This window comes from Shewanella sp. Choline-02u-19 (assembly GCF_002836205.1).
In the GTDB taxonomy this organism is placed as follows: Bacteria; Pseudomonadota; Gammaproteobacteria; order Enterobacterales; family Shewanellaceae; genus Shewanella.
In genome coordinates this window covers 164,795-185,096 of sequence record NZ_PJBE01000012.1, presented here as the reverse complement: position 1 = coordinate 185,096, position 20,302 = coordinate 164,795, and the positions used below count along the sequence as shown (strand labels likewise).

The 20,302-nt window shown below is 44.8% G+C and carries 24 protein-coding genes and 1 riboswitch; of the genes, 18 read left to right on the top strand and 6 right to left on the bottom strand.

From position 1 onward, the window contains the following. Positions 1-13 precede the first annotated feature (13 nt). The 5 genes from CXF83_RS02890 to CXF83_RS02870 are packed head-to-tail and all read left to right on the top strand — an operon-like array spanning position 14 to position 4,949. Positions 14-1,150, top strand: coding sequence for a flagellar basal body P-ring protein FlgI (locus tag CXF83_RS02890; protein ID WP_101090845.1), 1,137 nt, complete (start codon positions 14-16; stop codon positions 1,148-1,150). Beyond that, positions 1,150-1,563 carry a rod-binding protein gene (locus CXF83_RS02885; protein ID WP_101090847.1) on the top strand — a complete coding sequence of 138 codons (414 nt, stop codon included), beginning with the start codon at positions 1,150-1,152 and terminating at the stop codon, positions 1,561-1,563. The genes CXF83_RS02890 and CXF83_RS02885 overlap by 1 nt, the downstream gene beginning before the upstream one ends. Before the next feature lie 47 nt (positions 1,564-1,610). Further along, positions 1,611-2,984 (top strand): flagellar hook-associated protein FlgK, encoded by a 1,374-nt coding sequence (gene flgK, locus CXF83_RS02880; protein WP_101090849.1) that lies wholly within the window; start codon positions 1,611-1,613, stop codon positions 2,982-2,984. 10 nt (positions 2,985-2,994) lie between these two features. Continuing rightward, a complete protein-coding gene (flgL, locus tag CXF83_RS02875) occupies positions 2,995-3,912 on the top strand; it encodes a flagellar hook-associated protein FlgL (RefSeq protein WP_101090851.1) in 918 nt (305 codons plus the stop codon). A gap of 20 nt (positions 3,913-3,932) precedes the next feature. After that, the gene (locus CXF83_RS02870; RefSeq protein ID WP_101090853.1) at positions 3,933-4,949 is read left to right on the top strand and encodes a hypothetical protein; all 1,017 of its coding nucleotides are present in this window, start codon (positions 3,933-3,935) and stop codon (positions 4,947-4,949) included. 64 nt (positions 4,950-5,013) lie between these two features. Here the strand turns inward: CXF83_RS02870 and fliB are convergent, their stop codons facing one another. Further along, positions 5,014-6,189: a flagellin lysine-N-methylase gene (gene fliB, locus CXF83_RS02865; RefSeq protein WP_101090854.1), complete on the bottom strand. Its 1,176-nt coding sequence runs from the start codon at positions 6,187-6,189 to the stop codon at positions 5,014-5,016. A 244-nt stretch (positions 6,190-6,433) separates the two neighbouring features. Here fliB and CXF83_RS02860 point away from each other — a divergent pair, with 244 nt between their 5' ends. From CXF83_RS02860 to CXF83_RS02810, 11 genes are all read left to right on the top strand, one after another. Continuing rightward, positions 6,434-7,240, top strand: coding sequence for a flagellin N-terminal helical domain-containing protein (locus CXF83_RS02860; RefSeq protein WP_101090856.1), 807 nt, complete (start codon positions 6,434-6,436; stop codon positions 7,238-7,240). A 290-nt stretch (positions 7,241-7,530) separates the two neighbouring features. Further along, complete coding sequence (gene fliD / locus CXF83_RS02855; RefSeq protein ID WP_101090857.1) at positions 7,531-8,910, top strand: flagellar filament capping protein FliD; 1,380 nt, start codon at positions 7,531-7,533, stop codon at positions 8,908-8,910. A 13-nt stretch (positions 8,911-8,923) separates the two neighbouring features. Beyond that, positions 8,924-9,304, top strand: coding sequence for a flagellar export chaperone FliS (gene fliS, locus CXF83_RS02850; protein WP_101090859.1), 381 nt, complete (start codon positions 8,924-8,926; stop codon positions 9,302-9,304). Beyond that, positions 9,273-9,599, top strand: coding sequence for a hypothetical protein (locus CXF83_RS02845; RefSeq protein ID WP_101090860.1), 327 nt, complete (start codon positions 9,273-9,275; stop codon positions 9,597-9,599). The genes fliS and CXF83_RS02845 overlap by 32 nt, the downstream gene beginning before the upstream one ends. Continuing rightward, on the top strand, positions 9,592-10,695 hold the full coding sequence (locus CXF83_RS02840) for a flagellar hook-length control protein FliK (RefSeq protein WP_101090863.1): 1,104 nt from the start codon (positions 9,592-9,594) through the stop codon (positions 10,693-10,695). The genes CXF83_RS02845 and CXF83_RS02840 overlap by 8 nt, the downstream gene beginning before the upstream one ends. A 15-nt stretch (positions 10,696-10,710) precedes the next feature. Next, complete coding sequence (locus CXF83_RS02835) at positions 10,711-11,166, top strand: flagellar basal body-associated FliL family protein (RefSeq protein WP_101090865.1); 456 nt, start codon at positions 10,711-10,713, stop codon at positions 11,164-11,166. Positions 11,167-11,178: 12 nt separating this feature from the next. After that, positions 11,179-11,901: an RNA polymerase sigma factor FliA gene (locus CXF83_RS02830; protein WP_101090867.1), complete on the top strand. Its 723-nt coding sequence runs from the start codon at positions 11,179-11,181 to the stop codon at positions 11,899-11,901. A 14-nt stretch (positions 11,902-11,915) separates the two neighbouring features. Next, the gene (gene motA, locus CXF83_RS02825) at positions 11,916-12,773 is read left to right on the top strand and encodes a flagellar motor stator protein MotA (RefSeq protein WP_101090868.1); all 858 of its coding nucleotides are present in this window, start codon (positions 11,916-11,918) and stop codon (positions 12,771-12,773) included. Further along, on the top strand, positions 12,773-13,780 hold the full coding sequence (locus CXF83_RS02820) for a flagellar motor protein MotB (RefSeq protein ID WP_101090870.1): 1,008 nt from the start codon (positions 12,773-12,775) through the stop codon (positions 13,778-13,780). The genes motA and CXF83_RS02820 overlap by 1 nt, the downstream gene beginning before the upstream one ends. Next, positions 13,765-14,199: a hypothetical protein gene (locus CXF83_RS02815; protein WP_101090872.1), complete on the top strand. Its 435-nt coding sequence runs from the start codon at positions 13,765-13,767 to the stop codon at positions 14,197-14,199. The genes CXF83_RS02820 and CXF83_RS02815 overlap by 16 nt, the downstream gene beginning before the upstream one ends. A 50-nt stretch (positions 14,200-14,249) precedes the next feature. Next, a complete protein-coding gene (locus CXF83_RS02810) occupies positions 14,250-14,534 on the top strand; it encodes a hypothetical protein (RefSeq protein WP_101090875.1) in 285 nt (94 codons plus the stop codon). Between the two features lie 60 nt (positions 14,535-14,594). On the opposite strand, the gene CXF83_RS02805 is transcribed toward CXF83_RS02810, so the two are convergent. The 5 genes from CXF83_RS02805 to add form a co-directional block, all read right to left on the bottom strand. After that, positions 14,595-14,939 carry a hypothetical protein gene (locus CXF83_RS02805; RefSeq protein WP_101090876.1) on the bottom strand — a complete coding sequence of 115 codons (345 nt, stop codon included), beginning with the start codon at positions 14,937-14,939 and terminating at the stop codon, positions 14,595-14,597. A 283-nt stretch (positions 14,940-15,222) separates the two neighbouring features. Continuing rightward, on the bottom strand, positions 15,223-15,579 hold the full coding sequence (locus CXF83_RS02800) for an antibiotic biosynthesis monooxygenase family protein (protein ID WP_101090925.1): 357 nt from the start codon (positions 15,577-15,579) through the stop codon (positions 15,223-15,225). A 119-nt stretch (positions 15,580-15,698) separates the two neighbouring features. Then, the gene (locus CXF83_RS02795) at positions 15,699-16,112 is read right to left on the bottom strand and encodes a VOC family protein (protein WP_101090878.1); all 414 of its coding nucleotides are present in this window, start codon (positions 16,110-16,112) and stop codon (positions 15,699-15,701) included. A 29-nt stretch (positions 16,113-16,141) separates the two neighbouring features. Then, positions 16,142-16,435 carry a hypothetical protein gene (locus CXF83_RS02790; protein ID WP_101090880.1) on the bottom strand — a complete coding sequence of 98 codons (294 nt, stop codon included), beginning with the start codon at positions 16,433-16,435 and terminating at the stop codon, positions 16,142-16,144. 229 nt (positions 16,436-16,664) lie between these two features. Then, positions 16,665-17,660: an adenosine deaminase gene (add, locus tag CXF83_RS02785; protein ID WP_101090882.1), complete on the bottom strand. Its 996-nt coding sequence runs from the start codon at positions 17,658-17,660 to the stop codon at positions 16,665-16,667. Positions 17,661-17,685: 25 nt separating this feature from the next. Next, a riboswitch (purine riboswitch) is annotated at positions 17,686-17,785 on the bottom strand. A gap of 216 nt (positions 17,786-18,001) precedes the next feature. Here add and CXF83_RS02780 point away from each other — a divergent pair. Beyond that, on the top strand, positions 18,002-19,216 hold the full coding sequence (locus CXF83_RS02780; protein ID WP_101090884.1) for an MFS transporter: 1,215 nt from the start codon (positions 18,002-18,004) through the stop codon (positions 19,214-19,216). After that, complete coding sequence (gene yidZ, locus CXF83_RS02775) at positions 19,191-20,144, top strand: HTH-type transcriptional regulator YidZ (protein ID WP_101090886.1); 954 nt, start codon at positions 19,191-19,193, stop codon at positions 20,142-20,144. The genes CXF83_RS02780 and yidZ overlap by 26 nt, the downstream gene beginning before the upstream one ends. The last annotated feature ends 158 nt before the right edge of the window (positions 20,145-20,302 follow it).

Below are 20,302 nucleotides of genomic sequence, written 5' to 3'. Positions count from 1 at the left end.
CAGGATTGTGTGAATGAAAAAAATAGCCATTTTTATCCTCAGTATGTGTCTAGGCTTATCACCTTTGCTTCCGACTCAAGCGCAGGAGAAAGTCCAGCATCGCTACCTGATGGACATTGTCGATGTACAAGGGATCCGTGATAACCAGCTAGTCGGTTACGGTTTAGTGGTGGGTCTAGATGGTAGCGGTGACCGCACCCAAGTGCGTTTTACCAGCCAATCCGTCGTCAATATGTTAAAGCAATTTGGGGTGCAAATTGACGGTAAGATTAACCCTAAACTTAAAAATGTCGCGGCTGTTGCTGTCCACGCTACGGTTCCTCCTTTAGCGAGTCCGGGGCAGAAGTTAGACATCACGGTGTCGTCACTGGGTGACGCCAAAAGTTTACGCGGTGGCACGTTATTGATGACCCCAATGCGCGGTGTTGATGGCGAAATTTACGCGGTAGCCCAAGGTAATCTAGTGGTTGGTGGTGTATCAGCTCAAGGTCGAAATGGCAGCTCTGTCACCATCAATGTGCCTACAGTGGGTAATATTCCCAATGGGGCGCTGCTCGAAGCGCCGATGCACAGTAACTTTAATGAAAACGAACACATCGTATTAAATTTGATCGACCCCAGTTTTAAAACCGCACGCAATATCGAGCGAGCGGTTAACGCGCTTTTTGGCCCCAATGTCGCCGAGGCCGATAGCAGCGCCAAAGTGATCGTGCGTGCCCCAAGCTCTAATCGCGAGCGGGTAACTTTTATGTCGATGTTAGAAGAACTGCAAATTGAGCAAGGCCGTAAATCGCCACGCGTCGTCTTTAATAGCCGCACTGGCACCGTCGTCATGGGCGGTGATGTAGTGGTACGCAAAGCGGCCGTCAGTCACGGTAACTTAACCGTGACCATCGTTGAGCAAGAATTTGTTAGCCAACCTAACGGCGCCTATTTAGGCCAAGCACAAGGTGAAACCGTTGTCGGTTCCGACAGTCAAATTGATATCGATGCGGGTAATGGTCATATGTTCGTTTGGCCAGAAGGTATCGCCCTTAATGACATCGTTCGCGCCGTCAATAGCCTCGGTGCATCGCCGATGGATCTGATGGCCATCTTACAAGCCCTAAATGAAGCGGGCGCGCTTGAAGCTGAATTGGTGGTGATTTAATGGAACTCGATAATAACCACAGTTACTTAAACCAACTCGATGCGGGCGAGTTGATTAAAGCCAATGGCGAACATGGCGCATTGAAAATGGTAAGCCAGCAGTTTGAAGCGCTATTTTTACAAAACGTATTGAAGCAAATGCGCTCAGCATCAGATGTGATGGCCGATAAAGACAGCCCGCTGTCTTCGCAAAACAACGGCATGTACCGTGACTGGCATGATGCTGAACTTGCAGGCCGCTTAAGTCAGGTCCAAAGCACCGGATTAGCAGAGGTGATGATCAAACAATTATCAGCCGGACTTAAGTCTGACCCTGAGACGGTCGCCTCTAGTAATCAACCCAGTAGCGATACTAATACTCGTGCCATGCAGCCCGCCTTGATATTGCCCTTTGTTAGCAAGCTGCCAGAGTAAGTCACGTTGTTGATTAGCCCGTATTTAACCACAAATAAGGATTTAAGATGAGCATGCTCAATATCGGTATGTCAGGACTTAATGCCAGCATGGCTGCCCTGACAGCCACGTCTAACAATGTCGCTAATGCGATGGTGCCGGGATACTCCCGTCAGCAAGTCATGCTCGGCTCTGTGGGTAACGGCGTTTACGGCAGCGGCTCAGGGGTGATGGTTGATGGTGTGCGCCGCATTTCAGATCAATACGAAGTCGCGCAATTATGGAATACCACCAGCGACTTGAGTTTTGCTAAAGCACAATCAAACTATCTGGGTCAGGTCGAGCAGATCTTCGGCTCCGAAGGTAGCAGCATTTCAGCCGGGCTCGATCAGCTGTTTGCTTCACTGAACTCTGCAATGGAGCAACCTAACGAGATAGCCCATCGCCAAGGTGTACTCAACGAAGCCAAAGCACTTACGCAACGCTTTAACTCCATCAGCGAAGGGCTTAACTCACAGGTCTCTCAGGTCGAAGGTCAAATAGGCGCTTCGGCAAAAGAGATTAACAGCCAATTACAGACTATCGCCCGCTTTAACGCTGACATCCAAAAATCCAGTGCCAGCGGTAATGTGCCGTTAGCCCTGCTTGATGCCAGAGATGCTGCGGTAGATGACCTCTCTAAAATTGTCGATGTCAATGTGGTCGAGGATGCCAACGGCATGCTCAATATTTCCTTAGCGCAAGGCCAACCATTGTTATCTGGCACCACCGCATCGAAAATTATCGTCAAACCAGATCCTGCTAACCCACAGTTTAGCCAGATTAGCATTCAGTTTGGTCAATCCAGTTTCCCGCTTGACGAAGCTGCGGGCGGTAATTTAGGCGCGCTTATCGACTATCGTGATAACAGCTTGGTGGATTCAATCGGCTTTATCAATGAACTGGCCACCACCATGGCCGATGAGTTTAATGCAGTGCTTGCCGGCGGTACCGATTTAAACGGTAATCCCCCGACTCAAGATCTGTTTCGCTATGATCCAACCAATCCAGCTGGCAGCTTAACGATGACCTCTGGTTTTACCGCCGACATGCTCACCTTTGGTAAAGATGGCACTCCTGGCGACAACAGTAACTTGAAAGATCTCGTCGAGCTCGCCAATCAAAACTTCACCTTTAGCTCAATGGGTGTCAACACCACCATGAGCGATGCGTTTGCCAGCAAAATTGGTGAATTAGGCTCAGCCTCTCGTCAAGCACAAATGAACCAAGATACCGCAGCAAAGCTGCAACTAGAAGCTCAGGGGCAGTGGGCCAGCACCAGTGGCGTCAACATAGATGAAGAAGGCGTTAACCTCATCATCTATCAGCAATCTTACCAAGCAAATGCCAAGGTTATCTCGACAGCCGATCAACTATTTCAAACGATATTAAACAGTATTTAAGGACATTCGAATGCGCGTAAGTATGCTTAATCTTTACAGCAATAATTTACAAAGCCTGCAGAAATCGACTGTCGATATCTCCAAGTTGAATCAAATGATGGCATCGGGTAAATCGATTCTTCGCCCGTCAGATGATCCCATAGGTTCAGTGAAAGTCATTAACAGCCAAAGAGATATGGCTGCCACGAATCAGTACATCAAAAATACTGAATCACTCTCAACCAGTTTTGGCCGCGCTGAAACTTACATGTCGAGCATGGTCGAATTACAAAGCCGCATGCGTGAAATCACCGTAGCAGCCAATAATGGTAGTTTATCGCCAGAAGACAGAGCCGCATATGCAGCGGAGATGGACGAATTATTAGAAGCCTTTGTCGATACCGTCAACGCCAAAGATGAAGGCGGTAATTACTTGTTTTCGGGTAACTTGACTGACACTGCACCGATTGGAAAAGACGCCAGTGGTAACTATGTTTATCAAGGTGATACCAACCATAGAGAGGTGCAAACCTCCGGCTCATCTTGGATGACTGCCAACAGCACTGCGGCGGAGTTTATTTTCGCTAACGGTAGCGCAGACATTCTCAACCAAACCAAAGATTTTATCACTGTGCTAGAAGATCCTACTTTAGCACCTGGCGACCCCACTTTTAGTCAATCCGCCAGTGACATGTTAACTAGCCTCGATGACACTCTCACCAGTATTAGTTCTGCAATCACAGATATTGGTGGCAAACAAAATACCTTGAGTTTGATCCAAACCTCCCATGAAGAGCGGGTACTATTTAACGAAGAGGTGATTGGGGAAACTGAAGGGTTAGACTATGCCCAAGCCACTGCCGAGTTTAATCTAAAGCTCACCACCCTTCAGGTGACTCAGAAAACGTTTGTGCAAGTATCGCAGTTATCCTTGTTCAACCACATATAATACCAAGCTAAGAGAAGTCGATGCTCAAAGGGATTTCAGATTCACTCCAAGTTCAGCAGCGCAGCCAAACGGTTGCGCCAACGACGGCTATGCAACACCCCGCGAAAGAGCAAGCAAAAGTCAATGTTGCTAGCATTCCAAGCCATAGACTTGAAAGCTATGATAAGTGGGCAAAAGTCACCCAAGGCCAACATAAAATTAGCGCTCAACAAGTCGCCGAACATGGACTACAACAAGTACAAACCTTGCTAAAGCAATTGCAAAATCACAGTCAACAATCTCTCACGTCAAATAATAGCGACTCACTCAGCCAAGCACAGCAGCTCCAACAGCAGCTGGCAGGGCTAAACATCAGCTATCAGGGCACACAATTAGTCGACCATCAGCTCAATCTTATTTCAACTCAACGCCCGGTAGCAAAATACAGTTTTAGCTTAAAGTCTGTCGACTTGATCGCCGTCAACTCCCGTGACGAACAAGTGAATATGCACATAGGCAATGACACAGTAAGGGTACTGCTACCCGCAAATGCTCAACCCGCCGAGCTACTAAAGCGTCTCGACAGCAGTCTCAAGCCGCTCGATATTCGGGTCGTAAAATCCAATGAAGGCCGCGTTATCTTCAAAAGTAATAAACAACAGTGGCAACAAATCCAATCAGGTTTATTGATGACAGGCCAAGGCCAGCGACTCCCTGCTGGTGATGCGCGAACCATTAAGGTCAGCGAAGAGTTAAGCTGGCAAGATCCACGAGAATGGCGTTTTAATAGCCCACAAGAACTTAAACAAACCGTGGCTAAAATCAGTAAAACCCGCCATAAAGTCGAGGGGCAGCTGCAAGAACTTAACCACAGTCAGCGACACATTCAACAGCAACTGCATCAGGCTAACCGCCAAAAAGACACCCTAAAAGGGCTGGATTCGACGCTTAATCAAGTCAAGAGTTTGATGCAACCTGCACCTTTCAGCCTGCAGGTGACGTCACTCATGGCGCAAGCCAACTTCAGCCGAGCTCAGGTGTCTTCCCTACTAACTTAGCGATCTTAAGCGAGAGAATATGGGGCCAAAAAGCCCCGTATTCGTCACTCAATCAATCGCTGTTTCACGCTAGCAGTGTGAGGATCGATGCTAGGTCTTCAAACTGCCCTTTATCCAAGAGTTCCACAGCATATTGGCTATAGTTGGCTTTATGCTGCCTATTGGTGTGATACACCTGAAAACACAGAATGATATCGTGTTCAGACAACCCCTGTTTCTGCGCTGCAATCACGGCTAAATAGCAGCGCAGCATAAAGAAGTCCAACAGCATCACCCGAAATGCCTGCGATGGAGTGAGTGCGTCAACTTGTGGAAAATTCATATGGTAACAATAGTAAAATAAATAACGACTAAATAGCGTTTGATGCTCAGCCAATGCAGGTAAGGCGACATCGCGCCAAGCCTGATTAATCCGCCCCATACTAATTTTATTTTCACCGTCACCCATGGCACAAATGGCTTGGTTTATCTGCTCAAATCGACTACGTCCTCGTCCTGCTTTATTGGTGTTTAACCACAGTTGCATCGACGTGAAAGCGTGCATTTTGTGTATCTCGGTATCTTTATTAAAGCCTTCAAAATGTTGCTTAAGCTGACCGTTATTACTCAAACTCAGCAGTTGTTGAAACATATCATCAATGGCGCTGCTTTCCAGTTCACCATTGGCAACTCGTTCAGTTGTTTTCATTAAAATACCGACCGCTGTGAGCCCATGCTCTATTGGCTGCTCGGGTTTCAATAACAGCTGAATGGTATAATCATGGGCTTTTTTCGCCCATATTGGCGTCGCTTTAAAGGTACGGTGATGGTTCACCGTCATACGTTCAAATTGAAACGCATCGGGCTTAAGCAGAATAGTCCGCGCCGCTTCAGGACAAGATAACGACAGGCTTTCATAACGATCACCATCTTTCATGTGCGACATTCTAGGGTAGGTCTTACAAGTGTGGCTCAACAAGTCCTCACCCGCTTTAGCATGAATTTGACACAGCTGCTTATCATCTAAAAACCCACAAGCACCTTTTGAGTCGAGTACCACTTGAGCCCATTGTTGCTCGCTCTTTTTTACTTTCTTCAGCGCCGTTTGAGCCAAAGACTTAAGCTCCTTGTGCGCTAGGGTCTTTTTGTAACTCTGTTTATCAATAATGATATTCCAGCCATAACAACAGCTATCTTCACAATCACTGCCTATACAACTAAATTGCGTGACGAAGCTGGGTCTAATTAGCGATTTTTCCATTCTAGTTCTCTTAATTCGGCTCCTAACATGACTATATAGAGCGACTAAAAAGACCGTTCACTAAAGCGATTATCGACATAAAATCGTTTTAATTCAAAAAAATTAAACAATATAAACCATAATTTACAACCAGTTACACTTAATGATAACAAAAAGATGATGACGCCTTTTCAGTTTTGATTTTAGCAGTCGTTTTATTATTGGTAAGACCCAGAGCTTAAATGACTTATTAAAGGAAAATATTATGTTATCTGTACATACTAATTATGCTTCACTTGTTTCTCAAAATTCTGTGACAAAAAACAATGACCTACTTAGCAATGCTATGGAGCGTCTTTCTACTGGTCTACGTATCAACAGCGCTGCTGACGATGCTGCTGGTCTACAAATCGCGACTCGTTTAAATGCCAACGTTGTAGGCATGGAAACAGCTAACCGTAACGTGAACGATGCGACATCTATGCTGCAAACTGCTGATGGCGCACTAGATGAGCTAACGACCATTGCGAACCGTCAAAAAGAACTTGCAACTCAAGCCGCTAACGGCGTGAACTCAGCTGAAGATTTAACAGCACTTAACGATGAGTTCGCAGAGCTAACCAAAGAGATCACTCGTATTGTTGATAACACTGAATACTCAGGTAACAAGTTATTCGACTCATTGACCGCCGGTGTTGAATTCCAGATCGGTGCAGGTGCAAGTGAGCAACTAAAAGTTACCGTAGATAAAGCCAATCTTGCTGGTGTTGCTGATGATATTTCAGCTGTCGGTGCAGCAAAAGGCACTATCACTAAGATTGATGACTTCATTGATGCTGTAGGTAAAGAACGTTCAACACTGGGTGCTAACATCAACCGTTTGGGCCACACGAGTTCAAACCTTGCTAACGTAACTGAGAATACTAAAGTTGCTGCTGGCCGTATTATGGATGCTGACTTCGCCGTTGAATCAGCAAACATGACTAAGAATCAGCTTTTGGTTCAAGCGGGTACTAATATCCTGTCTTCTTCAAACCAAAACACTGGTTTGGTTATGGGTCTATTGGGTTAATTTCTCCTCCCTTACCCTCCCAACTTTCAAAAAGAGCCTTTAGGCTCTTTTTTTTTGAAAAATTATCACTGACACACTTCAGCATCACCTTCGCAAGGTCGCCTTAGTAGAGGTATAGCTTCAAATCCAATTGTGGGCAAAGTGACTTGCGGAAGCCGTACTTCCTTTTCCGTGCTGTAAACGGAAAAACGCTAGCGGATACAAGTACAGATAAACAAACAGAATTCAATATATACAAACACTTAACGTTTGGTACAGAGATTGCAAAAGTATCATTATAGGAGGATCAAATGATTTCAGGTATGAACGGTGCATCTTTTGCTGAACAACTCATTTCAGCAGAAAGAATGGGGAAAGATCAACTATTTAAAACCAATTTAACCAAGCATCAAACACAAATTGATGCCTATGAGTTATTGGAGCGTAGCCTCAATAAAATGACCAGTAATCTAGAAAAGATTAATGGTGATGCCTTTGAAAGTAAAACCTCATCAATCAGTGATGAGAACGCCGCGATAACAGTCGACAGTGATGCTCCCACGGGCACCTATGATCTAACCGTCAAGCAACTCGCTCAAGCCCATCAGCTGACTAAAAGCTTTGCCAGTGAAACCGACTTACTCCCCGCGAGTGGTTTATTAAGCATCCAGGTCGGCCCCGATATCGCTGACACTATAGAGATAGATATGGCAGTGCTTAATGCTGACGGCACTCGCACCGTGAATGATCTTCGTGATGCCATTAACTCACACCCAGATAACCCTGGAGTACAAGCCTCACTCGTCAGAACGGGTGGCGGTGTCGAGTTAATGATGACCTCCTCAGAATCAGGTAAAGACAGTACGCTCAAAGTTGAGATGGACGGTGTTGATTGGGGCATGAACCAACGTAAAGCGGCGCAAGACGCAGAGATAGTGCTCAATGGTATCGATATCACGAGTAGCAGTAACTACTTAAGTAACGTTATTGATGGTGTATCAATAGAGCTGAACAAAACACACTCGGCGGGCGAAAGCAGCACCATAAAAATCGAATCTGACACCAGCAGCAGTGAAGATGCGGTTAAGGACTTTGTCGAGTCTTTCAATGACCTGATGAACCAAATTAATCAGCTTACCCGTTCTATGGGCAGTAGCGTCGTCGATGAGGCCAAAGAAAACGATAAGGACACTGACGACAAAGATAAAGACGATGATGATGAAGATGATAAGCCATCATCTGTCACAGAAGATCAGCTCGGTGCCCTCAAAGGTGACTCTACATTAAGAATGCTGCAAGCCAGTATGCGCAATAGCGTATTCGAAGCCGCACCAAACGGTATGCGCTTATCTGACATTGGTATTGAGATGAACCGTAGTGGTGAGCTTGATATCGATGAAGATAAGCTGACCCAAGCACTTAAAGATGATCCCGCGGCCTTAAAAGAGATGTTCACTGCCGATAACAGCTTCATCGATAGAATAGACACTATTATCGAACCATTCACTCAGTCCAATGGTTATCTCGATCTTAAGCAAAACAACCTAGATAGCCAAATTGAACGCGTTGAAGACAGCATGTCTCGCCATGACTATCAGATGAAGCAGAGGTACCAAATTTACCTGTCTCAGTTCACCGCAATGGAAAACACCATTAACCAACTTAACTCAGCTAGCATGCTGTTTAATTAAGGAATGCTAACCAATGTTGAATGAGCACGATCCCTTTAATGCTTACAAACAGACCTCATTAGACGCCCGAGCCGCTGCCGCTAATCCACATGAAATGGTACGGATGCTGCTCGATGGCCTCTTAGAGGAGATCCAACGTGCCAGTGGTTTTATGCAGCGTAAGAGCTTTGAAGATAAAGGTCAGAGTATCAACAAATGTCTCAATATCGTCCATGGCCTCGACTCCATGCTCGATATTGAAAACGGCGGCAAGGTCGCGGCAGGACTCAACCACCTTTATGACTACTGCAGTCGGCAATTGGTCACCGCGAGCGTTGAAAATAGCGTTGCAGCCCTAGAACCCATAACAAAGGTGATTACCGATGTCAGAGCAGGTTGGGCCAATCTCAATTGAGCAGTGGCAACAGTTTGAAAAAGCACTGGCGTTTCACGCGCGCGCTGAAGACTGGGAAAAGCTAGTGATAGTGAATGAAAAGATGTGCAATGCCCTTAAAAAAGCGGGCAAGCCACACTCTCGCTCACAGGTACTTGCACGCCAATCATTAGCGCAAAGCCATGCAAAAATTGTGCAGCAGTTACGACAAGCACAAGGCAAGATCAAGCAAGAGATGGCTCAATTTGAACAGCAGCAAGACGGCCTTGCTGCTTACCAATTTACCTGTGCCAGCGCTGGAGTCACCAATGACTAGTCCCATTTTACCAAGTGCATTAAGCACAACACCGGCCGTTAATTCAGCACGAGTCAGCCATATTAAAGAGCCTGTTGACCAAGCTTATTCCCATGATCTAGAGCAATCGGCGACCGATTCAGCGCCGTTCTCATTGATATTGCCGCAGCCAAGGCAGCCACAAAACGTCAGTATCAATGGTGATATTTCAGGGCAAATAGCCAACACTATTTCAATGTCAGGTGGACCTTTAACAGACGAGAGTTTTCAGCGCGCTAACGTAATAGACTTAGCAAGCCAAAACGCCACGCTGGGACTGGACAATACTGTTAAGCCTTTGCATTTCGCTAGCACTTATACCTCAACAGTCAATCCGTTTACACAAGAGTTAAGCAGCCAAACATCTATTCAAACTGCACAGACAAGCGGCCAGCCATTAACAAGTACAACAGCCGCTAATGACAAAGCCCATACCGCTGCGCTAGCAACAAACTTCGCCAATAGCAGCCCTGGGTCGACCTTCAATAGCAGTGCGGTTAAGCCTGACAGTATGAATCCATTCTTAAGCGCCACTCAGTTAGCAACGGCATTTATAGCCAAACAAGTTGATAGCGCCAGTATCGATACAATTGAATCCACTCATCAAATACTCGCGACAAATACCCGAGCGAATAGTGCCGTTGCACAGTGGGGGCCAGTGTCCGTTTCTCAAGCCGCACCTATGCTGCAGCAGGCCCACGAAATGCTGTCACCATTGCGTGAACAATTACGCTTTCAAATTGATCAACAGATCAAACAAGCAGAGCTCAGACTCGACCCGCCAGAACTCGGAAAAATTGAGCTCAATATCCGTCTTGATGGCGATAAATTACATATCCAGATGCACGCAGCCAACGCTGCGGTGCGCGATGCACTATTAACTGGGCTAGACAGGCTACGCGCCGAGCTAGCCGCAGATCATGGCGGCCAAATTGACGTCGATATCAGCCACGGCGAGTCACCACAAGAACAAACACAGCAGGGTTCGAAGTCGGCCATAGCCGCCGCTAGCCAGCAGGAAGCTCAGCCAATGACAACTGAGATTTCCCAACGAGATCAAGTTGATCTACTCGCATAATTTAAGGATCCCATCATGCCACTCACTAAAAACGCCCGTAAACGGATCAGCTTTTTTCTCTTCATCACGGTTTGGACAGCCGCCATATTTTGGGTTGGCTGGCAATCTCCAACGCTCATTGGAGGCCCTTTCTTAACCCAAGAGCCAGAAATTAAATTAGCAAAATTCTACCCATTAGATAAATTTGTCATCTCTATTCCGGGCGATGAATATCCGCACTATCTACTGTTAGAAATGGCGTTTAAAAGCCGTTCAAACAATGCAGCTAACACCATTAAAAAAGCCGATCCTGTGATTAAAAACTCCTTAATGAAGATGTTTTCAAAGAAACACTTCAATGAACTCAATAATGCGCAGCAGCTTGAGTCGCTGCAAAAAGAGGCGCATATCCTGTTATCACTCGTGCTAGCCGAAAATGACTTCGCCATCGAATTAGACGATGTGTTGTTTACTCGTATGGTCATTCAATAAAGGCCATATGCCATGAATACAGCTCAATCAGCCTACCAAGAAGCAAGTGGAGATATCGCTGTTAATCGTCTATCTGAAAGTCAGGTGATGATGCAATACCTACCTTTAGTGAAGCGCTCAGTATCAAAATTGAGAAGCCATTGCGGCTCGGTGTTAGCTAAAGAGGATATGGAACAGATCGGGATGATGGCGCTTCTAGAATCTGCCAGACGTTATCCCGGCGAGTACGATAATGGTTTTATCTCTTTTGCTGGACTGCGAATTCGCGGTGCAATTTTAGATGAGCTTCGTCGCCAAGATTGGCGACCACGTCCTGTGAGACAGCAAGCCCATGAGTTAAATGACACCGTCAGAAAGCTCACACGACTATTAGCTCGTCAACCAACAGATAAAGAGGTCGCCGAAGCGATGGGGTTAAACGAAACCGCCTATCGTGAACGCTTATTTGCGTCACAATCCGAGTCGATGCGTAGCCTAGATGAACTGGTCAGTGACGGTGGACATTTTGTCGATAAAAATGATGTTTTGGAGCAATTTTCAGCAAAAGAGTGTTTATTTCAAGCCATTTCAAAATTAAACAAAAGAGAACAGGTGATCCTGTCGCTTTACTATCAGCATGAACTCAATTTAAAAGAAATTGCCGCAACCTTAGGACTGACAGAAACTCGAATTTGCCAACTGCATAAGCAAGCAGTGAAACAACTTAAGAGCATCTATCAACAATGGGAACGGTAAACAGGTGAGATAGTATGAGCAAACTGTTAGGGCTAGTAGTCATCCTCTTGTCAGTATTTGGTGGGTATGTATGGGCGGGTGGAACATTGTTCTCTCTTTGGCAACCCGCAGAAATACTCATCATTTTTGGTGCTGGCAGTGGCGCACTGGTTATTGCTAATCCCAAATCTGTACTCATTGATATGTATGAGCAGCTCAAAGAGCTAGTCAAAGTCGACCAAGAGGACCCTGAACTCTATCCACAACTGTTTGGCTTATTGAACATGTTGATGTCGCAGATTCAATCTCAAGGCCTACGAGTACTCGACGATCATATTGAAAAACCAAACGAAAGCTCACTATTCCTCATGTATCCAGCGGTACTTGAGCACCCAAATGTACTCAACTTTCTCATCGACAATCTAAGACTACAGTCTATTGGCAAGCTTTCACCTCATGATTTAGAACACATGCTAGATGAAGAGATCCACCGTATTGATGAAGATAGAATGCGCCCATCTTACGCCCTCAGTAAGGTCGCAGAGGCGATGCCAGGCTTTGGCATCCTGGCGGCAGTGATGGGAATTATTATTACCATGTCGAATATCGATGGTCCTATTACCATGATTGGTGTCAAAGTAGCCGCAGCACTTGTGGGGACTTTCATCGGTATCTTTGCCTGCTACTGCATATTTGATCCACTCTCCAAAGCACTTGAACATTTAGTCGAACGAAAATCGGCACAAATGCGGTGTGTTGCCGCAGTCTTGGCAGCCTTTGCTAAGGGTAAACCGCCGATGTTGGCGATTGATGCAGGTCGTAAACAAATTCAGAGTGAAAACCGTCCAACCTTTGTTGAACTTGAGCGCTGGATGCAGGAACAGAAAAGCTAATGGCGATTAGACCAGAGCCAATCATTATTCGACGCAGGCAGCGCTCAAAAGCTAAAGCTGCCCATGGTGGTGCCTGGAAAGTGGCATTTGCCGACTTCACCTTAGCCATGATGGCGCTATTTATGGTGCTATGGATAATGCAAATCGCAGATCAGCAAGAGCGAACGATGATAGTCCAATACCTCAATGGCGACTTATATGCTAAAGGTTCAGTCAATCCATTTGACCTAAGTAGTGCCTCGTCAATGCTCGACTTTCAAGGTAATCTCGCCATTCAACAAGCCGTGTTACCGGCCACTTCTACTGGTGTCGCACGCAGTGGTCCAGCACTGCATAATCGTATTCCATCCGGTACTGAGAACGCAAATGCGGGTAAAGGACCAGAGTTAAACTCCCTCGTGCCAGGCAAGTTTGAAACCCAGGCGCAACTAGAGTTTCTCGCAAGGGAGATAGACAAGGTAATCAAAGATGTCAGCATGGGGGCCAACGTTGAGCTGCAAGTGGTACCACAAGGTGTGCGTATATTGATGCACGATAATGTACATCAGTTTATGTTCACTCGCGGTAGCTCGGAGATGAAACCCTACTTTGAAGATCTACTCATGGCGCTCGGCCCTTTATTGAGTAAAGTGGACAACAAGATCACGATTTCTGGCCACACTGACTCAACGCCCTATGCGGGTAATAAGTTCACTAACTGGGAACTCTCGAGCAAACGGGCGCTACTCGCGCGCAGAGTACTTGAGTACGGTGGTCTTAAACGTCAGCAAGTTATTCAAATTACTGGTATGGCCGATCAAGCTCCCTATGTTGATGATCCCGCTGCAGCTGCAAACCGCCGTATCGAGGTGCTCATCATGACATCGGATGCGGAGACACAACTTCGTCAAATGATGGGGCTTCCTCAAGAGAAACCAGCTCCAAAAGAGAACCTTATAAAAGCAAAACACATTGCTGAGGCAAATCAACCACGGACGAGATACCCCTTATCATGGACAAACCAATAGTTAACCATGGCGAATTTATCCCTGCAGATAAAACGCCAACGCCTCAGCATGACCATGCCGACAGCCGGGAACACCTCAGGGTGAGTCTACGCCATGATGAACTACAAGATATTCGACTCGCTTGCGACGGCGTGACTCTGCCTTTATACAAAGACTATTGTTGGGCAAAAACCAAAATAGGCATCGCCAATATAAAGAACGTTGGCTTAGGTGGCGTCGGCATCATTAGCATTTGTGAGTTAAAACCTAAACAAGAACTGTACCTTAGGTTCGATGAGGTATATTACTCAATCAAAGTGATGCGCACTCAGAACATCAGCCACAAGCTACATTTCATTGGTGCTATGTGGATGGAAGAGGACGAAAAGCAGCGCGCTCTGATTACCAATAAGATCCTTGCCTCGAGTCAAAAAGCATAGATTAAACCGATTGATAACTTAAGTACTCAGTGATGAATAAGGAGATCACTATGCCAGCACCATATGAGCGCAAAAGACCCGATTTATTACAGAAGCTATTCCTTTATCTTATTCTGTTTGATTGGGTCATCTTGATTTACTTGATCATCGAACTCAAAGAGATATCTTTTCGCCATGGCGCAATAACCTCTGTAATGGTCGCGATCTTCAACCTCATTTTGGTTAACCTGTGCTTTAGACGTGCCCGCAGAGCAGGAGACAGCTATCAGATCTATCCCGTGATCATCGGCGCCTTAATGTCGTTTGTACTTATCGCCTATTTCTTTTTCTTTTAGCAAAACGTTTATATACCCATCCTGCATGAAGATGCTGGATTCAGTGGGAATTGGATGGGCTCACTTTCCAACGAACTCAAGATTAAACACGTCCAGAAATTCACGTAATGATTTGATCTTTAGTTCGGTCATAACAATGAGTAAAAATCCAAACACCCCCATAGCGATGAAGAATGGGCCAGAAAAGGCATCGGATGTTTTATAGGTCCACAAGCCATTAAGCAGTATCAGTGCGTTTATACTGCCGTTAATGAAATCATGAGTTTTGACAACATAACGATTGAGCGAAATATCATACGAAATTGAGCCGTTATTCGACAGACCTCCTAGCTTTACATTTATCCTGCGATCTTTCAGTGTGGCAGCGTAACCACGTGCCGTTAGCTCTTTGAGTAACAATTCCATCTGTGACCTCACTATCCTTTTTAATGATTTTGGCATCGACTCACGCGTCGTTACAACACATTTAACACTTATCACAAGGCAACCTAGCTTTGCCGCTGCAATGCTTCAAATCTAGTGACTTTGATGTCACAAGGCAATCAACTTACAGTGGAAAACATTCGAAAAGTTTTCACTTTACATCATGTGAAATAACCCTATATTCAGGTTTACTGTAATTTCAGCATCATCACTTGCTGAACGATAAGCACGAAAAAATAGCGGATAAAGCAATCAAACCCCGACGTTAATCTGAAGTCGATCGATGTGCTAATAGGCTGTCATCAGGGGCTTCTTCGCGCTGCTCCATACCGTAATCTCGAATAACACCGGCAACTCTAAGCCGATAGTGACTAAAGACTCCGCCACGCCCTTTTACTTGAGCATAACGATGAGATTCTAAATTTCGCCACTGTTGAATTGATGCTTCATCACGCCAAAATGATAATGATAGGATTTTGCTGTTGTCAGTCAAACTCTGAAACCGTTCAATCGATATAAAACCATCAATATCAGCTAACAGCGGTTTAATTTCAGCGGCAATATCCAAGTATTCTTCGGATTTTCCCGCTGCTATTTGCACTTCAAATATGACAGCAATCATAGGGTGTCTTACTCCAAACGGTTCAATATACTTGTCGATTACGTTAGCATTTTCAATATCAAACATTAATGAGTCGTATCAAAGTTTATTCAACAAAAAGGCGTTACGACTTACACCACCTAAGCAGTGGTTTTAATTAATTGCAATAAATCCCACTTAGTACCATAAAGATCTTTAAATACGACCACCATGCCATATTCTTCCGACCTTGGTGCTTCAGTAAACTCGATACCATTAGCCTTCATCTGCTCATAGTCACGCCAAAAGTCATTGGTGTGTAGAAACAAGAATACTCGACCACCCGTTTGATAACCCACAGATCGCTTTTGCTCTTCATTACTCGCTTGAGCTAATAATAAACTCGTGCCTGTAGAGTTTGGCGGAGCGATCAATACCCAACGTTTACCGCCCCCTAAATCAAGGTCTTCAATCAGTTCAAACCGCAGTTTTTTAGTGTAAAACGCAATGGCATCATCATAGTTTTCGACCACTAAGGCAACGCTGCCTATGTTCTGTTCGATAGCTTTACTCATATCATTTTCACTCCTAGTTATACCAATCATTATTTAATTTCTACGCCACATTTACAGCATTTATCTTGGGGCCAACGCAACGAAAAAATACTTAAGCCTGGTACCACTTGTCTTGCACCGCAATTAGAACAGCCTAAGCGAATCGCATAAAGAATCGTGAACGTCCCCCAGCCCATTGTAAGCAAGAACATCCAGTTATCTAACGAATAAAAATTACTTACATCAAAGCGCTCAGAAGATGTTCTATATACAATCGTTATGGCAGGTGTACCAGTAAAATACCAATTAATCGGCGTTTGTATTTGTTCATCAATAACTTCCATGTAGTAATATTTTTACTCTTGAATAATACGTTAGTTATTTTTATATGTATCAATTAACCAGTATGAATACCGACTTAAATAACACAAAAAATGAAGCAATAAACTTAAGCTTTACGGTAAGAATTTAAGGGGAATTGAGAGAACAAAAAATGGACGGAGAAAGAATTGAAAGCGACCCAGAGCATCTGCTCTGAGTCATATATCGGCGAGAATAAACGCTAGCGCGGTATTATTCTGCCAAGGTTAATAGTTGCTGCTTTACCGCTGCAGAAGCAAATGAATGTTCAACACTTACCTTATAGATTTCAAAATATTCTTTACGGCTTAGTTTAAACTCTTGCATCACTTTGCGGACTTCATCAGTCATGGTGGTATTCGAAACCGTGCGGTTATCGGTATTGATTGTGATCAACACACCATCTTTATAAAATTCGCTGAAAGGGTGCTCACTCAAGTTGTCGACCGCTTTAGTTTGTACATTACTTGTTGGGCAGCTTTCTAAGGCAACCGACGCACTTTTTGTTAAATCATAAGCTGCTCGATGCGTCTTAATATCAATACCGTGACCAATACGCTCCGCGCCAAGCATAGTAATAGCATCATGCACGTTTTGCCCTACGCCCTGCTCACCCGCATGAATAGTCACTCGATAGCCTTTCTTAACCGCATATTGCGCATGAGGAATAAATCCTTCGCAGAACCCTGGCAATTCACTGCCCGCAAGATCGAAAGCGACTACGCCGTCATTAATGAAGTTGGCGCCCGCATCAATAACTTCGTTAACTCTATCTTTAGGCATATTACGGATAATCGACAGAATGAAATTACCTTTGATGTCGTATTGCGACTCCGCTCTTTTCATCCCGTTAACTGCACTGCCAATCACTTGTTCCAGCGTCAACCCACTTTGAAGATGTAATAACGGCGCAAAACGCACTTCAAGATACTTGACGTTCTCTTTGGCAGCATCTTCAAACACTTCAAAAGCAATCCGCTCAATACCAGTAGCCGTTTGCATCACTGACAGTGGCAATTCAAATCGAGTCAGGTATTCATCAAGATTTTGGCAGGTATCGGGGGCGACCATTAACGATTGAATGTCACTAAGATCATTACTCGGTAATGATAAATTGTGCTGCTGCGCGATATCAATAACGCTTTGCGGACGAACGCTACCATCTAGGTGGCAATGTAGATCGATTTTGGGCAAGTCTAAATAATTCATAGGTCTCTACCTTTATTGAATAAGAAATTAAAGTCACAGACCTCATAATCAAGAATTTAAGGCTCTTGGTAGAAACTCCCAAACCATATCATTGGGATTATACGAAGTAATGTACCCAAGCTATTTCTAGATGCTGAATCCTGCATATAGAGTTTGGGTATAAGCGGGGTAGAATTTAACATTGTTAGCGCTATGACTACAAGCCGCTTAAAAATAACCACAAATAAAATACCTTATTGATCAACCGTATGTCGTAATAAGAAATACCTGTTGTCATAACAGCAACTCGTATATTGATAATTGGGAGCTTATTATCCTGCAATCAATTATACGAGGTACTTATGTTTCGATATCTTCTTTGCAGTTTTGCGCTTGTGCTCCTCTACCCCACCGCGATCGATCTCTACCTTGTGGGGTTACCTCAAATCGCACAAGATCTCGGTGCCAGTGAATCTCAATTGCACCTCGCTTTTTCAATCTACCTTGCAGGCATGGCGGCCACGATGCTATTTGCTGGGCGCTTTGCCGATGCCGTCGGCCGTAAGCCTGTCGCCATTGTTGGAGCGACTATCTTTATTATTGCCTCTGCACTTTGCGGTGCAGCTGACAGCACTCAAACATTCTTAATCGCGAGATTTGCCCAAGGAATTGGTGCTGGATCTTGTTATGTCGTGGCATTTGCTATTTTACGTGACACTTTAGACGACCAACGTCGCGCCAAGGTGCTGTCGATGCTGAACGGTATCACTTGTATCATTCCTGTTATTGCGCCGGTTATTGGCCACTTAATTATGCTCAAATTCCCATGGCAGAGTCTGTTTACAACGATGACTGGCATCGGAATATTGGTGTGTATCTTGTCTATATTTATCCTAAAAGAAACGAAACCCGATAAAGATGCTGAGCAGAAAACTGACAGTAACAAAAACCTCAATATAGCCAATACCGCAAAGCCTGAGATGTTTCTCGAACGCTATTTCATCAGCCGATTAATTATCACCGCCATGGGCGTGACGACCATTCTGACTTACGTCAATGTTTCACCCATGCTGATAATGGGAACGATGGGCTTTGATCGTGGCGAATACTCATCGGTGATGGCGTTAACGGCTTTGGTGAGCATGACCTCATCATTCTTAGCACCATTGGCATTATCTTGGTTGAAACAAAGCACGCTAATGCTAATCTCACAATGCGTATTAATGGCAGCGGCACTCGTGTTAGTCGTCTCCTATTTCGGTGTCGACAATCACAGCTTCTACCTCGTTGGATTCGGGCTGACATGCAGTGGATTCGCCATTGGTTTTGGTGTCGCAATGAACCAAGCCCTCAGCCCATTTTCCCTAAGGGCAGGCGTGGCCAGTTCTTTGCTCGGTATCGCCCAAGTATGCAGTTCTGGCTTATATATATGGCTTATGGGGCTGCTTGGTGTGAGCCCATTAAATATGTTGCTGATAATATTGCTGCTAGGTAGCCTTATTAGCCTCACTCTAATACTATTATTGGGGTCTCCCCTTCACAGTGGTCCAAATGAAAAAATCGTTAGCACGGCTTGATCTTAATTTGTTGTTCACGCTACAAATTTTACTCAAAGAGCAAAATGTGTCTAAAACCGCTAAGAAGCTAAATGTGACTCCTTCTACGGTAAGTAAAGCGCTTAAAAAGCTTAGAGATTGGTTCGACGATCCGTTATTTGTTAAAACACCTCAAGGCTTGAGGCCAACCCCTCTAGCGCAAAGTATCGAGGAAGATCTCGCTGAGTGGCTGCAAATGGGCAGCCAGATCCTAGAAAAACGCGGAGATGAAGTACCCAATGGTGTGCATTTTAATCTAGTGATGGAATCACCTTTACTGCTAATCATGTTTAATCAGCTATCACAGTCAATCTACCAAAAGTATCCTGATGCAAAAGTGAAGGTTCAAACTTGGGATTATGATTCGCTAGAGTCGATTATTTGCGGCGATGCTGACATCGGTTTTTCAGGTAGAGAGAGCCACCCACGTTCCAAAGAATTGCTGGATTTACTACCCTACTTTATTGACTTTGAAGTGTTATTTACCGATCTACCCATGGTGTACTTGCATAAAGATCATCCCGCACTGCTAGAAGAGTGGAACATAGATACGTTTCTCAAATACGCTCATATTAATATTGTTTGGGAAAAGAGCGAGAGCTGGGCGCTCGACGAAGTGCTAATGGAGATAGGGTTAACTCGCAATGTCGCCCTGACCATGAACAGCTTTGAACAGTCTCTCTTTATGGCTGCTCAACCTGGGCATAATATGTTCACAACGGCGCCTAAGTATTGCCAACAATATGTTCAGCATATGCGTTTTGATTTAGTCAGCCTGCCGATCCCTTTAGATAAGGAGTATCTCGACAAACTACTCACCCCCTTTACCATGCTGTGGCACAAACGCAACGGACATAATCCCAAAATAAGGTGGCTCAGAGACACCATAAAAAGCCTTTATTGCTCATAGGTTTAATGCCGACTAGATCTGTGGTTCGATCTATATTGCTATATAGGTGAATTGGAAAGAGTTTAAAATATAAATGAGCTAGCGATGCGTATTTGTCCTAATCAATAAATGTTAGGGGCTGTTGATCTTTCACGGTTGTTTTTGCCGCCGTTTATTGG